The organism is Natronococcus roseus (assembly GCF_043677095.1).
GTDB lineage: Archaea > Halobacteriota > Halobacteria > Halobacteriales > Natrialbaceae > Natronococcus > Natronococcus roseus.
Genome location: NZ_JBHLJR010000002.1, coordinates 591,199 through 604,505 on the forward strand (window position 1 = coordinate 591,199; position 13,307 = coordinate 604,505).

Annotated in this window: 16 protein-coding genes; 7 read left to right on the forward strand and 9 right to left on the reverse strand. The window is 67.2% G+C overall.

Going from position 1 to position 13,307, the window contains the following annotated elements; translation table 11 throughout:
- Nucleotides 1-38: 38 nt before the first annotated feature.
- A complete protein-coding gene (locus ACFEMD_RS07500; protein ID WP_394740416.1) occupies nucleotides 39-581 on the forward strand; it encodes an HAD family hydrolase in 543 nt (180 codons plus the stop codon).
- Between the two features lie 70 nt (nucleotides 582-651).
- Here the strand turns inward: ACFEMD_RS07500 and ACFEMD_RS07505 are convergent, their stop codons facing one another.
- On the reverse strand, nucleotides 652-885 hold the full coding sequence (locus ACFEMD_RS07505; RefSeq protein ID WP_394740417.1) for a DUF5822 domain-containing protein: 234 nt from the start codon (nucleotides 883-885) through the stop codon (nucleotides 652-654).
- A gap of 96 nt (nucleotides 886-981) precedes the next feature.
- On the opposite strand from ACFEMD_RS07505, the gene panB reads away from it, so the two are divergent.
- Nucleotides 982-1,794: a 3-methyl-2-oxobutanoate hydroxymethyltransferase gene (gene panB, locus ACFEMD_RS07510; RefSeq protein WP_394740418.1), complete on the forward strand. Its 813-nt coding sequence runs from the start codon at nucleotides 982-984 to the stop codon at nucleotides 1,792-1,794.
- Between the two features lie 96 nt (nucleotides 1,795-1,890).
- Here the strand turns inward: panB and ACFEMD_RS07515 are convergent, their stop codons facing one another.
- Entirely contained in the window at nucleotides 1,891-2,667 is a 777-nt protein-coding gene (locus ACFEMD_RS07515) for an alpha/beta fold hydrolase (protein WP_394740419.1), read from the reverse strand.
- A gap of 207 nt (nucleotides 2,668-2,874) precedes the next feature.
- Here ACFEMD_RS07515 and ACFEMD_RS07520 point away from each other — a divergent pair, with 207 nt between their 5' ends.
- Together ACFEMD_RS07520 and ACFEMD_RS07525 are read left to right on the forward strand one after the other, a co-directional pair.
- On the forward strand, nucleotides 2,875-3,123 hold the full coding sequence (locus ACFEMD_RS07520) for a DUF7127 family protein (RefSeq protein WP_394740420.1): 249 nt from the start codon (nucleotides 2,875-2,877) through the stop codon (nucleotides 3,121-3,123).
- The gene (locus ACFEMD_RS07525; RefSeq protein WP_394740421.1) at nucleotides 3,120-5,381 is read left to right on the forward strand and encodes a CDC48 family AAA ATPase; all 2,262 of its coding nucleotides are present in this window, start codon (nucleotides 3,120-3,122) and stop codon (nucleotides 5,379-5,381) included. Before ACFEMD_RS07520 ends, ACFEMD_RS07525 begins: the two co-directional genes overlap by 4 nt.
- A gap of 56 nt (nucleotides 5,382-5,437) precedes the next feature.
- On the opposite strand, the gene ACFEMD_RS07530 is transcribed toward ACFEMD_RS07525, so the two are convergent.
- The 5 genes from ACFEMD_RS07530 to ACFEMD_RS07550 form a co-directional block, all read right to left on the reverse strand.
- Nucleotides 5,438-5,575 carry a hypothetical protein gene (locus ACFEMD_RS07530; RefSeq protein WP_169331743.1) on the reverse strand — a complete coding sequence of 46 codons (138 nt, stop codon included), beginning with the start codon at nucleotides 5,573-5,575 and terminating at the stop codon, nucleotides 5,438-5,440.
- Between the two features lie 128 nt (nucleotides 5,576-5,703).
- Complete coding sequence (locus ACFEMD_RS07535; RefSeq protein ID WP_394740422.1) at nucleotides 5,704-6,189, reverse strand: peroxiredoxin; 486 nt, start codon at nucleotides 6,187-6,189, stop codon at nucleotides 5,704-5,706.
- A gap of 58 nt (nucleotides 6,190-6,247) precedes the next feature.
- Nucleotides 6,248-7,258 (reverse strand): DNA replication complex subunit Gins51, encoded by a 1,011-nt coding sequence (locus ACFEMD_RS07540; RefSeq protein WP_394740423.1) that lies wholly within the window; start codon nucleotides 7,256-7,258, stop codon nucleotides 6,248-6,250.
- Nucleotides 7,255-8,430, reverse strand: a complete 1,176-nt coding sequence (gene priS, locus ACFEMD_RS07545; RefSeq protein ID WP_394740424.1) for a DNA primase small subunit PriS — start codon at nucleotides 8,428-8,430, stop codon at nucleotides 7,255-7,257. Before priS ends, ACFEMD_RS07540 begins: the two co-directional genes overlap by 4 nt.
- A gap of 111 nt (nucleotides 8,431-8,541) precedes the next feature.
- Nucleotides 8,542-9,018 (reverse strand): GNAT family N-acetyltransferase, encoded by a 477-nt coding sequence (locus tag ACFEMD_RS07550; protein WP_005557985.1) that lies wholly within the window; start codon nucleotides 9,016-9,018, stop codon nucleotides 8,542-8,544.
- Between the two features lie 153 nt (nucleotides 9,019-9,171).
- Between ACFEMD_RS07550 and ACFEMD_RS07555 the strand changes: the two genes are divergently transcribed.
- The 3 genes from ACFEMD_RS07555 (at nucleotide 9,172) to ACFEMD_RS07565 (ending at nucleotide 12,307) form a co-directional block, all read left to right on the forward strand.
- Nucleotides 9,172-9,591, forward strand: coding sequence for an archease (locus ACFEMD_RS07555; protein WP_394740425.1), 420 nt, complete (start codon nucleotides 9,172-9,174; stop codon nucleotides 9,589-9,591).
- A 142-nt stretch (nucleotides 9,592-9,733) separates the two neighbouring features.
- On the forward strand, nucleotides 9,734-10,798 hold the full coding sequence (locus ACFEMD_RS07560) for a DoxX family protein (protein ID WP_394740426.1): 1,065 nt from the start codon (nucleotides 9,734-9,736) through the stop codon (nucleotides 10,796-10,798).
- A gap of 48 nt (nucleotides 10,799-10,846) precedes the next feature.
- Nucleotides 10,847-12,307, forward strand: a complete 1,461-nt coding sequence (locus tag ACFEMD_RS07565) for an RtcB family protein (RefSeq protein ID WP_394740427.1) — start codon at nucleotides 10,847-10,849, stop codon at nucleotides 12,305-12,307.
- Here ACFEMD_RS07565 and ACFEMD_RS07570 read toward each other — a convergent pair.
- Nucleotides 12,304-12,531, reverse strand: coding sequence for a hypothetical protein (locus ACFEMD_RS07570; protein WP_005557977.1), 228 nt, complete (start codon nucleotides 12,529-12,531; stop codon nucleotides 12,304-12,306). The two genes, ACFEMD_RS07565 and ACFEMD_RS07570, sit on opposite strands and share 4 nt — an antisense overlap.
- A 46-nt stretch (nucleotides 12,532-12,577) precedes the next feature.
- The gene (locus tag ACFEMD_RS07575) at nucleotides 12,578-13,237 is read right to left on the reverse strand and encodes a helix-turn-helix domain-containing protein (RefSeq protein WP_394740428.1); all 660 of its coding nucleotides are present in this window, start codon (nucleotides 13,235-13,237) and stop codon (nucleotides 12,578-12,580) included.
- Nucleotides 13,238-13,307 lie beyond the last annotated feature (70 nt).

Sequence of the window (13,307 nt, forward strand, 5' to 3'; positions counted from 1 at the left end):
CCGAAGTCGCTATTCTGTTCCCGTCCGTATCATCCGTCGTGACCGAATACGATGCCGTCGTCTACGACCTGGACGGAACCCTCGTCGACCTCGCCGTCGACTGGAACGCGGTCGCGATCGACGTTATCGCGGTGTACGCCCGGGCTGCGACCGAGCCGCCCAGCGAGAACCTCTGGGAGCTGCTCGAGGCCGCGAGCAAGTTCGAGATCGCACCGGCCGTCGAGGAGACGATCGCCGACCACGAACGCGAGGGCGCGCGGCTGTCCCGCCGTCTGGCCCGCGCCGACGAGGCCCTCGAGCGGCGGGTTCCCGTGGGGGTCTGCTCGCTCAACTGTGAGGCCGCCTGTCGGATCGCGCTCGAGGAACACGACCTCGAACCCGCCGTCGACGCCGTCGTCGGCCGGGACACCGTCGAGACGCGAAAGCCTGACCCCGAGCCACTGCTCGAGACCGTCCGCGGGCTCGGCGCGGAGCCGGCGTCCACGCTGTTTGTCGGCGACACCGAGCGCGACGAGCGAACGGCCGACCGAGCCGGCGTCGACTTCGAGTACGTCGAGGGCGGCGAGTATAGTAGCAACTGAAACGATTTACACACCGATCTCGATGCGGTTCGGCGATCGGGTGCGCATTGACTTCCAGTTGCTACTATAGCTACCCCTGCGTGCGCTTCGCGTACGCGAACACCGACAGCGCCACGAGTAGCCAGACGACGGCGCCCACTCGGATCGCGAACTCGGCTCGAGCGCCCCAGGTCGGGAGCTCGGTGCCGATCGATAGCAGGGCGACGACCGGCGCGCCGACGAGGATCGTGACGACGAACGTCGTCTGCATCACCCACCCGAAGTCGACGCCGTCCGGCGAGGTCGTTTCGACGCGTTCTGGCACGTTCGAACGTGTTCACCGGGTCCTCTTAAGGCTCGCGGGTGGCAGGTCGTCGGTGCGGAACGATGACGTTTACTCGCGGGAGCCGAACCCACACGTATGCCTACCGTACGGGAGCTGCAGTCGATGGCCGGAACCGAACCGATCACGATGCTAACGGCCTACGACGCGCCGACGGCCGAAATCGTCGACGAGGCAGACGTCGACGTGATCCTGGTCGGCGACAGCGTCGGCAACACCTCGCTCGGGTACGAGACGACGCTCCCGGTAACCGTCGACGACGTCGCGGCTCGCGTCGGCGCGGTTTCGCGGGCGACCGACGAGGCACTGGTCGTCGCCGACATGCCGTTTCTCTCCTTCGGCGTCGACGAGACGGACAGCCTCGAGAACGCCGGTCGGATGCTCAAAGAGGAGGGCGCCGCGGCTGTCAAACTCGAGTCCGGACCCCACACCGTCGATCTCACCGAAACGATGGTCCAGCTCGGAATCCCCGTGATGGCCCACCTCGGCCTGACGCCCCAGCACGTCAACCAGTACGGCGGCTACCCGCGCCAGGGAACCGATCAGGAGGCCGCAGAGCGCATGCTCGAGCTGGCCGTCGCCCATGAGGAGGCCGGCGCGTTCTCGCTCGTCTTAGAGCACGTCCCCGCGAACCTCGCGGCCGAGATCACCGAGACGCTCGAGATCCCGACGATCGGGATCGGCGCCGGCCCCGACTGCGACGGGCAGGTGCTCGTCGTCGACGACGCGGTCGGCCTCAGCGACTGGTCGCCCTCCTTTGCCAAGCAGTTCGGCAACGTCCGCGAGGAGATGAGCTCGGCCGTCGAGGGCTACGTCGAGGCCGTCGAGTCCGGCGAGTTCCCGGCCGAGGAGCACAGCCACGAGGAACGGGACCTCGACGACCTGTACTGATACGGGTTGCTGTAACGATTTACCGGTGGGACCGCAGGACGGATCGCGGTCCCAGCGGAAGTGACTTACAGCAGACAGTATGACCCTCGAGACGAATCACTCCTCGAGGCCGCCGACGAACGCCGCGACGGCCTCGTTGAACGCCACAGGTTGCTCGAGCATCGCCAGGTGAGCTGCGCCCTCGATTTCGACGAGGTCGCCCTCGCCGATCTCGTCCGCGAGGTACTCGTGGTACTGCGGGGGCGTCAGCTGGTCGTGCTCGCCGTAGACCGCGAGCGCGGGAACGTCGATCCGGTGAACGTCGTCGCGGACGTCGAAGCGGTGGCAGGTTCGGAAGTCCCGCCGCACGGTTCCCTGCCCGCACTCGCGCATCCGTTCGATCGACTCGTCGCGCAGTTCGGGGTCGGGATCGTGAAAGAGCCGATCCGAGCCGTGGAGGAACTCGAGGGCCCGATCGAAGTCGTTCTCGAGCCACTCGAGCAGATCCTGGAGCACGCCAAGTTTGGCGCCCGTTCCGGCCAGAACGATCCCGTCGATATCGGGGTCGCGCTCGAGCAGAAGCTGCATAGTGACGGCTCCGCCAAGGGAGCTACCTGCCAGTACACTCGCGTCCGTCGCCTCGAGGACGGCCGCGACGTCGTCGGCGTACGCCGACAGCGCCGTGTACCCCGCGCTGGCGTCGACGTCCTCGGAGTCGCCGTGCCCGCTGAGGTCGACGGCGACGACCGGGTACCGATCGGCGAGGCGGTGCTGTGCCTTCCAGGCTGCTCGTGAGCCCCCGCTGCCGTGGACGAAACAGATCGTCGGCTCCGTCCCCCCTCGATCGGCGACCTCGTAGGCCGTCTCCCGGCCGTGGTGTCGAACCGTTTCCATACACCTCCGGACGCGGGGGACCGGTATAAAGGCTCGAGCCGGATCCCGAGACAACCGGCAGGAACGGACGGATCCGATAGGAACCTGGGACCGGAGTCCGTACGTCGAACTGCGAACAAGCCTCTTCTATGGTGCCCCGATTCCGTACCGTGGTTTCTCGGAGAAATGTTTATATACTAGTAGCGCTTACCCGTAGTTAGTATCACCATGACACTCGATCAATTCACCCGTGGAGACGAGCAGATTGCTCGTCGCTACGAGTACGAGGACGGATCGGTGCTGGCCGTCGATTTCGGCACGGCGAGTACCGACGCCACCGCCGACACCGTCGACGGAACGGTCATCGTCGTCGACGGCGACGACCAGTACGAGTTCGAGCTGCCCGACGGCGCAGCTGACGCGCACACGTTTATCAGAAACGGCGTGCTCACTGTCGAACTGGAGGGCAACCAATGAAACTCACCGTCAAACCCCTAAAACAGAAGGACGCGGGCCGCGGACTCGCCGCGATCGACCGCGTCTCGATGCGCGAGCTCGACCTCGAAAACGGCGATTACATCGTCATCGAGGGCAACGATGACAGCCAGGCCGTCGCGCGCGTCTGGCCCGGCTACCCCGAGGACGAGGGCCGCGGCATCGTTCGCATCGACGGCCGCCTGCGTCAGGAGGCCGACGTCGGGATCGACGACAACGTGAGCGTCGAGCCCGCCGACGTCAAACCTGCGAACTCGGTCACGGTCGCGCTCCCGCAGAACCTCCGCATTCGCGGCGACATCGGCCCGCTCGTGCGCGACAAGCTGTCCGGCCAGGCGGTCACCGAGGGGCAGACGGTGCCGTTCTCGCTGTCGTTCGGTCCGATGGCCAGCTCCGGCCAGTCGGTGCCGCTGAAAATCGCCAGCGCCGACCCCTCCGGAACGGTCGTCATCACCGACTCGACGAACATCGAGATCTCGGAGACGCCGGCCGAGCAGGTCAGCTCCGAGGCCGGCGAGTCCCCCGAGGGAGTGCCGAACATCACCTACGAGGACATCGGTGGACTCGACGACGAGCTCGATCAGGTCCGGGAGATGATCGAGCTGCCGATGCGCCACCCCGAGCTGTTCCAGCAACTCGGCATCGAACCGCCGAAGGGGGTCCTGCTGCACGGTCCGCCCGGCACCGGGAAGACCCTGATGGCGAAAGCCGTCGCCAACGAGATCGACGCTCACTTCGAGACGATCTCCGGCCCGGAAATCATGTCGAAGTACTACGGCGAATCGGAGGAGCAGCTCCGGGAGGTGTTCGAGGAGGCAGAGGAGAACGCCCCCGCGATCATCTTCATCGACGAGCTCGACTCCATCGCCGCCAAACGGGAGGAGGCCGGCGGCGACGTCGAACGACGCGTCGTCGCCCAGCTGCTGAGCCTAATGGACGGCCTCGAGGAGCGCGGCCGAGTCACGGTCATCGCGGCGACGAACCGCGTCGACGCGATCGATCCCGCACTCCGTCGCGGCGGCCGGTTCGACCGCGAGATCGAGATCGGCGTCCCCGACAAGGGCGGCCGCAAGGAGATCCTGCAGGTCCACACCCGCGGGATGCCGCTGGTCGAGGGCATCGACCTCGACCACTACGCCGAGAACACCCACGGATTCGTCGGGGCCGACCTCGAGAGCCTCGCCCGCGAGGGCGCGATGAACGCCCTGCGACGGATCCGCCCCGATCTCGATCTGGAGTCCGACGAGATCGACGCCGAGGTCCTCGAGTCCCTCGAGGTGACCGAAGACGACATCAAGGAGGCGATGAAGGGGATCCAACCCTCGGCGCTCCGGGAGGTGTTCGTCGAGGTTCCCGACATCACGTGGGACGAGGTCGGCGGGCTCGGCGACACCAAAGAACGGCTGCGCGAGACGATCCAGTGGCCGCTTGACTACCCCGAAGTGTTCGAGCAGATGGACATGGAGGCCGCCAAGGGCGTCCTCATGTACGGCCCGCCCGGCACCGGGAAGACGCTGCTGGCCAAAGCCGTCGCGAACGAGTCCCAGTCGAACTTCATCTCGATCAAGGGGCCCGAACTCCTGAACAAGTACGTCGGCGAGTCCGAGAAGGGCGTCCGCGAGGTCTTCGAGAAGGCCCGCTCGAACGCCCCGACCGTGATCTTCTTCGACGAGATCGACTCGATCGCGGGCGAACGCGGCCAGCGCCAGGGCGATTCGGGCGTCGGCGAGCGCGTCGTCTCCCAGCTGCTCACCGAGCTCGACGGCCTCGAGGAGCTCGAGGACGTCGTCGTGATCGCGACGACCAACCGCCCGGACCTGATCGACTCGGCGCTGCTGCGACCCGGCCGACTCGACCGCCACGTCCACGTGCCGGTCCCCGACGAGGAGGGCCGCAAGCGGATCTTCGAGGTCCACACCCGCGACAAACCCCTGGCCGACGCGATCGACCTCGAGTGGCTCGCCGCCGAAACGGAGGGCTACGTCGGCGCCGACATCGAGGCCGTCACCCGCGAGGCCTCGATGGCCGCCAGCCGCGAGTTCATCAACTCGGTCGACCCCGGCGACATGCCGGACACGATCGAGAACGTCCGCATCAGCAAGGAACACTTCGAGCAGGCGCTCGAGGAGGTCCAGCCGAGCGTGACCCCCGAGACCCGCGAGCGCTACGAGGAGATCGAACAGCAGTTCCAGGCCACCGAACCCGAGGGCGAAGAACAGCTCGGCCGCACCTTCCAGTAACGGCAGCGCCCTCGTTCTCACCGGTTTAGTCTCGAAAGGTCGAGAGAACGGCTATTTCAGAAGACGAAGACGGCAACGAAGATAACGATCCCGAAGGCGGCCGTGAGCGCCATCCAGACGGCGACGATGATCGCGGCCTGTCGACCGGTCAGCTCCTCGCCCTCGAGCACATCGACGAGCCGTTGTAACTCCATACTGGTGGGTCCGGCTATCGGTGCAAAACTCTTTGTCCCGAAATATCGAGACGGTACCGGGATCGGAACCGCCGGCCGAACCGATTCGCCTCGCGGTCGCCGCCACCTCAGAGCGGGCCGCCGAAAGCCTACCGCTCCGGAACGGCCTTTCCGGTCCGTCGTTCGTCGAGGTTCTCGAGCACGGCCTCGGCGTGTCCATCGGGCGAGACGTCCCCGTAGGCCGCCTCGATCGTGCCGTCGGAGCCGACGACGTACGTGGTTCGGAAGACGCCGTCGAAGGTGTTGCCGAACATCTGCTTCTCGCCGTAGGCCTCGTACAGCGTCGCGACCTCTCCCTCGGGATCGGAGAGCAGGTCGAACTCGAGGTCGTGGTCGGCGGCGAACGACTCGAGGTCCGCGACCGAGTCGTCGCTGATCCCGACGATATCGACGCCGCGGTCTTCGAACTCCTCTCGAGCCGCCTCGAACTCTCGAGCCTCGGTCGTACAGCCGTCGGTGCCCGCTCGCGGATAGAAGTAGACGACGAGTCGGCCGTCGAACTCCGAACGGCGAACCGTCTCGCCGTGTTGGTTTTGTAGTACGAACTCGGGTGCGTCGTCGCCGGTTTCGAGCATACCGTCCCTTCGACGGAGACGTCGTATGCCTTCCGGTTGCGTCCGACGGGCCCGGCCCTCAGTCGAGCCGTTCGGCCGCGTCGCGCTCGAGCAGGGGCGAGGCGTTCTGTTCGGGGAGCATGACGACGTCGTCGGAGGAGAGCGTGTACTCGCGGTCGTCGACGCCGAGGATCGACCCGACGTCGCGGGTCATCCGAACGGTAACGCGATCGACGGCGTCCTCGGCGGCGGGCTCCGGGTCGTCCTGTCCACCCTCGAGGTCGGGGTCAATGGACTCGCCGGGAGCCGAGTCGCTTCCATCCGGCGTAGCCGCTCCGTCATCGGCAGCGTCGACCGGTGACGGCGGCTCTCCGTCGGGTCGCGGCGCCTCCTCGCTCGCGTCGGCGGTCGCCGGGCCGGCACCGCCCATAACGTCGGCGGCCGTGACCTCGCTCTCGCTTTCGCCCGCGTCCGCCGCTGGGGAGGCGTCGTCGGGCTCGAGGGTCGTCGGGTCGACGGCCGCGTCGTCGTCGGTCGGATCGGGCTCCATCGGCGGCGCAGGTGGCGCGTCGTCGGTCGACGCGTCGGGTTCGGCGGCCGATCTCGAGGACTCCCTCGTCGAGTCGGTTGGTGGGTTGGAAACCGGATCCGACTCGGGTTCGGACGCCGGACCCGACTCCCGTTCGGGGTCGGGATCGGCCTCGAGACCCTCGAGGACGTCGAGGACGCGGGTCTTGTTCGCGTCGATACGATCGACGAGGTCGTCGAAGAGATCGGCCTCCTCGGCGGTGAGTCCCTCGTCGTTGGCCGCCATTCCCGCCGCGGCGAGGCTGGCCTGCTTGACGAGCTTGCCCATTCGTCGCTCGTAGATCGCCTCGACGACGTCCTTGGCGGTCTCGATCTCGTCGGTGAGTCGGCTCACCTCGGGCGAGGAGAAGGGGTCGTCGGCCCGTTCGGCCGCCCGATCGCGTTCGGCCTCGAGTTCGGCGATGTACTCGCCGACCTCCTGGTAGAACGAGGGGCGCAGGTTCTGGAGGCTGTCCTTCTGGCGCTCCTTGCTCTGGACGGATCGTAGCTCGTCGAGATTCATTCTTTCTCCTTCTCGGCTCGGCCGCGGGCCATGAGGAACACGGCAACGTACTCCGGAAGTGACTGGTCACCCTCCGGAACCGTAAAGCTATCTCCTCCCAGTTCGACCTCGCCGCCGTCGGTGACGTCGACCCGGATCTCGTGGCCCGTAAACGTCTCCGGGACGGCGTCGACCAGCGGGTCGAAGGCGTCGATCTCGTCGCGCCCGAGTCTGACCGTCTCGAGCCCGCTGCCGCCGTGGAGACTGCCCGGGAGGCGGATGAGCCGGTTCGTATCGGTCGTCACCGGTTCGTCGATCGGGGCGTTGTCGGCCTCGACGGCTCGGTGAGCGAACCGTTCGGCAAGCTGGGAGACGGCGGTGTGGACGGTGACGTTGCCAGCCTCGAGCCCCTCACGGTTGTTCCGGGCGGCGTTTAACGTCGCCGTCGCCTTCCCCTCGCCGATCCCGTCGAACTCCCGGAGGCGCTCGAGGGCAGCGTCCTCCTCGAGGGCGAGCAGCTCGTCGACGAAGGCCATAAACCGGTCGTGGGTGCGGGCGCCCCAGCCACCCTCGGTTCGCAGGGTGCGGCGTTCGGTCGGGGTCTTGCGGCCGAGTCCGGCGACGGTCTCGGTCTCGATCAGCTCCTCGAACTCGAGGCCGATCCCGCGGACGTAGTCGACGACCTCCCGACGGTGCTCCCGGTCGAAGTGCCGGATCGACTCGTCGCGGACGTGCACGTGGTACCCCCGCCCGCCCGAGAAGACGATCTCCAGCTCCTCGAACGCGAAGTCGTCCTCGAGGAAATCCAGCAGGCGAAGGAGGGCGTCCTTGCACGTCGCGAGCATCTCGGCGTAGGAGTCCTCGCCGAGGGTCACGTTCGGCAGGTGGTCGGCGTCGAGGTCGAAGACGAGATCCGCGGACTGCCAGTCCTTCTCGTGCATCGAGCTCGCGCCGGGGTCGCGAAACCGCCCCGCCGAGAAGTAGACGTGGCGGGGCCGCTTGCGGACGAGGAACTCCTCCAGGTCGCCGAGTTCGAGCAGCGAACGGTGCCGGACCATCGTCGTGTCGGGTCCTTCGGTCCAGGGGATGTACCCCCACTCGCGCTCGTTGGCCGCGGGCGGGAGCGTCAGCTCCGTGCGGCGGTAGTGATCGCGGAATCGACCCCGAAGGTAGGCCCTCGTTCGCTCCTCCATGCGCCTCGTGTGCTCGTCGTCGTGACGGTATAATCCTGCCGAAAGCCCCGGCCCGTGGGGACCCCTCCCGAGCGGCCGCTCGCGGGGCGGCGAGTGCGGAACGACGGCGGTCTACCGGCGGACGAACTCCGAGATCCGGTCGGCCAGTCCGGAGTCCGAACCGAGTTTGAGGTAGTAGGCGTCGCCGCCGTCCTCGTAGTAGCCGTTGATCCGGCGTTTGATCTCGAAGCCGAGGTGTTCGTAGAACTCGAGGGCGTTCTCGTTGCTGGTCCGGGCATGGCAGGTGATCGACTCGTTGTCGTCGGCGACTCGCGCGACGAGTCGCTTGCCGATCCCCTGGCCGCGAAACTCCGTCGAGACCGCCAGAAAGAGAATGTAGCCGTCGCGGCGAACGGCCGCAAAACCCACGAGATCGTCCTCCTGCAGGTAGCAGTGGACCGTCGAGCGACGGTACGCGTCGGTAAAGAAGTCGTGGCGCTGCTTCAGCACGCCCTCCTGGCTGTTGATGCGCTCCTTGAGCCGCCAGGCCTCGTCGACGTACTCGTCGCTCCCCGGGGCGACGACGCGACTGTCGATGTTGACGCTCACTACCACAGTGTAGCAGGCTCGCCAATATAATTCCACCGGCAGCGCGGTCGTTCGCCGGGAACCGCCCGACCATCCGCCGTCGGTACTGCCCGAGACGCGACGGCGGCGGGTCGAAGCGACGGACATACCTCGCGGGCTCGAGAACGGGAGAGTATGGGATTCCAGCTTCGCGACCACACCGCCGACATCGGGGTCGAAGCGACCGGGGGGAGCCTCGAGGCGGTCTTCGCGGCTATCGCCGACGGACTTGCGGCCGCCTCCTGCGAGTCGATCCCGGACGGGACCGGCGAGCGCTTCTCGGTGTCGGTGACGGCTGAGAGCCGCGAGGCGCTGCTGTTCGACTTTCTGGACGAACTGATCTACCTGCGGGACGTCCGGGCGGCCCTGCCCGTCGACCACCGCGTCGAACGGGTCGACCAGTTCGGCGAGGAGGGGTGGCGCCTCGAGGGCAGCGCTCGCGGGATCCCCCTCGAGGCGATCACCGCCCGCGAGATCAAGGCCGTCACCTACTCCGAGATGCGACTCGAGGCGGTCGACGACGGCTGGGAGGCGTACGTGGTCTTCGACGTCTGAGACGGGCTGCGGTACCGATGTCCCGGAGCGCCCGCGAGCTGTCCTGCGGTCGCTCCGGAATCGATGTACAGGAGTTCGCCCGAGGGAGTTCGGGAACCGCCAGGTGGGGTGTTTTTCCGTCGCCTCCGCGATACACTACGCGATGGACGGCTATCGTCGCTCGCGACCCGTCGCGGCCCCCGCCGCGACCATCGGCTCGCTGCTCGCGCTCGTCGCGCTCGCAACCGGGTCGGCCCGCGCCCACGAGGAGTACGTCGCCGACGAGGAGTACGACGTTCCCGTCGCGGAGTTTCTGACCGACGCGCTGACCGATCCCCTCGTCGTCGGTCCGCTCGTCGCCGGCGGCCTGGCCGCCCTGGCCGTTCTGGGCGGCTATCTGTACGTTCGGCCCGCGCCGCGGGACGTGGCCGCGTTCAGGGACGCGATGGGCGAGTACACCGGGTACGTCCCGTGGCTGTTGCGGATCTCGTTCGGGATCCCCCTGATCGGCGCCGGGTTCGAGGGGTACTTCGTTAGCCCCGCAGTCGAGGTCGAGCTCCGGCTCCTGCAGGTCGGCCTGGGCTTCCTGTTGCTGTTCGGGCTCGGCACTCGAGTCGTCGCGCTGGCGGCGCTCGCGGCGTACCTCGTCGGACTGGCGTTTCGCCCGCTGTTGCTGTTACAGCTCGAGTTCGTCGGCGGACTGCTCGCGGTCGCGCTCGTCGGGAGCGGGAAGCCGAGCGCGGACCACGTCCTCCAGCGGATGGCCGGAATGCACGGAACCCTCTACGGCCGGATCGACGTCGTCTACGACCACGCCCGCCGGTTCCAGGAGTGGAACGAGCGGTACAAGCAGTACCTGCCGACGGTAGTCCGGATCGGTCTCGGCGCGGCGTTCATCTATCTCGGGCTGACCCAGAAGATCCTCCGGCCGGGAATCGCGCTGGCGGTCGTCGACCAGTACGACCTGACGAGCGTCGTCCCGGTCAGCCCGGAGCTGTGGGTGATGGGCGCGGGGCTGGCCGAGATCGCCCTCGGCATCGCCCTGATCCTCGGCCTCTTCACCCGCGCGACGGCCCTGTCGGCGATCGCGATGTTCACGCTGACGCTGTTCGCGCTGCCCGACGACCCCGTGCTGGCCCACGTCGCGCTGTTCGGAATGGCCTCGGTGTTGCTGATCACCGGGAGCGGTCCCCTCGGCGTCGACGGCCGGCTCACCGAGGTCGACTGACGGCGTCGAGGCGAACGTTCTTTCATCGTCGCCGTCGGAGTGTCGCGTATGACTACGTTCGACGCCGACGGCATCACCCTCGAGAAGGTAGGCGACTACGTCTGGGAGATCCCACAGGAAGGGGAGATGAACGTCCCCGCGCGGGTGCTCGCCAGCGAGGCCTTACTCGAGGAGATCAGTGAGGACAAGACCCTCCAGCAGCTCAAGAATACGACCCACCTGCCGGGGATTACAACCAACGCGATCTGTATGCCCGACGGCCACCAGGGGTACGGCTTCCCCGTCGGGGGAGTCGGCGCGCTCGACGCCGAGAACGGCTGTATCTCCCCTGGAGCGGTTGGTTACGACATCAATTGCGGCGTAAGAATGATGCGGACGAACCTCACCTACGACGAACTCCAGGGCCGCGAGGAGGAGCTCGTCGACTCCCTCTTTGCCAACGTTCCCTCCGGACTCGGCGGCGGCGGGATCGTCGAGGCTGACATCGACACCGTCGACGAGATCCTCGCTCGAGGCGTCGACTGGGCTCTCGAGCACGGCCACGCCGTCGAGGACGACCTCCTGCACTGTGAGGACGAGGGGATGCGCGAGGGCGCCGATCCCGACAAGGTGAGCCAGAAGGCCAAGGACCGCGGCAAGAACCAGATCGGCTCGCTGGGCTCGGGAAATCACTTCCTCGAGGTCCAGCGCGTGACCGACGTCTTCGACGACGGCGTGGGCGAGGCGTTCGGGCTCGAGGAGGATCGGATCGTCGTCCTCATCCACTGTGGCTCGCGGGGGCTGGGTCACCAGACCTGTAACGACTACCTGCGGAAGATCGAGCAACAGCACAAGGGGCTGCTCGATCGGCTGCCGGACAAGGAACTCGCGGCCGCGCCCGCGGGCTCCCAGCTCGCCGAGGACTACTACGGGGCGATGAACGCGGCGATCAACTTCGCATGGGTCAACCGCCAGCTGATCATGCACCGCACCCGGCAGGTCTTCGAGCGCGTGTTCGACCGCTCGTGGGAGGAGATGGAGATGGAGCTGCTGTACGACGTGGCACACAACATCGCGAAGAAGGAAACCCATACTGTGGACGGGGAGGAGCGCGAACTCTACGTCCACCGCAAAGGTGCGACTCGAGCCTTCCCGGCGGGCCACCCCGAGGTGCCGAAAGCCTACCGCGACGTCGGTCAGCCGGTTATCATCCCCGGCAGCATGGGCGCGGGCAGCTTCGTCCTGCGCGGGGGCGAGCACTCGATGGATCTCACGTTCGGGTCGACGGCCCACGGCGCGGGTCGGCTGATGAGCCGTACCCAGGCCAAAAACGAGTACTGGGGCGGGGACGTCCAGCAGGAGCTACAGGACCAGCAACAGATCTACGTGAAGGCCCAGTCGGGCGCGACGGTCGCCGAGGAGGCGCCGGGCGTCTACAAGGACGTCGACGAGGTCGTCCGCGTCTCCGACGAGCTGGGCATCGGCGACAAGGTCGCGCGAACCTTCCCCGTCTGTAACATCAAAGGTTAGTTCACGCGGAACGGGTTCTCGTCGTCGCCGTCGCGATCCGAGTCGCTTCCGTCGTCCTCGCTCTCGTAGGGCTTTCGGGCCGTGATCGTCACGGTCGCCTCGGGATCGTCCTCGTCGGACCACGGGCTGTCGTAGGCCGAGATCTCGAGGTCGGTGACGTCCCACCCCTCCTCCTCGACGAGTTCGACGAGTCGCTGCTGATCCGCGAGCATCTCTCGGTCCATGCGGGTCCGTTGCTCGCCGACGGAAGTAGGTGTTCTGCCGGCGCGCTCACCGCGTCTCGTCGGTGCCGACCGCCTCCCTCACGAGCGCCAGGTGCGCCCGGCGCAGCCGCTCGGAGAGCGCCTGGTGTGAGATCTCGAGCTCGTCCGATAGCGCCTCCATGTCGATCTCCCGGGGGATGTCGTAGTAGCCGTGCTCGAGGGCCGCGACGAGCGTCTCGTACTGGGGGTCGGTCAGGTCGAACCGACCGTGGCGGGTCTCCTCGAGGCGATTGATCTTCCGCAGGTCGATCGGAACCCCCTGATCGGTCGCGAACTCGTAGCTCCGGGCCAGCGCTTCCCGATCCGGAAAGAGGACGCGAAACCGCCAGCGATCGCCCTCGAGGCCCGCCTCGAGCACCGTCGCGTGCTCCCTGGTGAGCAGATGGACGGCGTCGACGACCGTCTCGGTCCATCGGATCCGGTAACAGCGTTCGTCCTCGAGTTCGAGGATCGGCGTCGCGGCCTCGACCGTCGGATCCCCGGCGAGCGCGTCGTCGGCGCGCTCGAGCATCTCCTCGCTCCCGAAGAGTCGGACGCAGGGTATCACCGCCTCGGGACCCGCCGCGACGACCCGTTCGACCTCGACCTCGAGGTCGGTGACGCGCTCGAGCGTGTGCCCGAGCGCGAACGCCTCGGCGGGGATCGTGAACTCGGCGATCGTGCTCATGCCGAGTCACACGACGGCCGGCTGCAAGAGTCATACACCACGTGAGGTGGAACTGCACCGCCGCTGACGA

What these genes read in the sequence shown, in the direction of transcription:
- ACFEMD_RS07555 (WP_394740425.1), top strand. Translation starts at nt 9,172, where the DNA reads ATGGGATTCCAGCTTCGCGACCACACCGCCGACATCGGGGTCGAAGCG.
- ACFEMD_RS07565 (WP_394740427.1), top strand. Translation starts at nt 10,847, where the DNA reads ATGACTACGTTCGACGCCGACGGCATCACCCTCGAGAAGGTAGGCGAC.
- ACFEMD_RS07560 (WP_394740426.1), top strand. Translation starts at nt 9,734, where the DNA reads ATGGACGGCTATCGTCGCTCGCGACCCGTCGCGGCCCCCGCCGCGACC.
- ACFEMD_RS07525 (WP_394740421.1), top strand. Translation starts at nt 3,120, where the DNA reads ATGAAACTCACCGTCAAACCCCTAAAACAGAAGGACGCGGGCCGCGGA.
- ACFEMD_RS07540 (WP_394740423.1), bottom strand. Translation starts at nt 7,258, where the DNA reads ATGAATCTCGACGAGCTACGATCCGTCCAGAGCAAGGAGCGCCAGAAG.
- panB (WP_394740418.1), top strand. Translation starts at nt 982, where the DNA reads ATGCCTACCGTACGGGAGCTGCAGTCGATGGCCGGAACCGAACCGATC.
- ACFEMD_RS07575 (WP_394740428.1), bottom strand. Translation starts at nt 13,237, where the DNA reads ATGAGCACGATCGCCGAGTTCACGATCCCCGCCGAGGCGTTCGCGCTC.
- priS (WP_394740424.1), bottom strand. Translation starts at nt 8,430, where the DNA reads ATGGAGGAGCGAACGAGGGCCTACCTTCGGGGTCGATTCCGCGATCAC.
- ACFEMD_RS07570 (WP_005557977.1), bottom strand. Translation starts at nt 12,531, where the DNA reads ATGGACCGAGAGATGCTCGCGGATCAGCAGCGACTCGTCGAACTCGTC.
- ACFEMD_RS07530 (WP_169331743.1), bottom strand. Translation starts at nt 5,575, where the DNA reads ATGGAGTTACAACGGCTCGTCGATGTGCTCGAGGGCGAGGAGCTGACC.
- ACFEMD_RS07515 (WP_394740419.1), bottom strand. Translation starts at nt 2,667, where the DNA reads ATGGAAACGGTTCGACACCACGGCCGGGAGACGGCCTACGAGGTCGCC.
- ACFEMD_RS07520 (WP_394740420.1), top strand. Translation starts at nt 2,875, where the DNA reads ATGACACTCGATCAATTCACCCGTGGAGACGAGCAGATTGCTCGTCGC.
- ACFEMD_RS07535 (WP_394740422.1), bottom strand. Translation starts at nt 6,189, where the DNA reads ATGCTCGAAACCGGCGACGACGCACCCGAGTTCGTACTACAAAACCAA.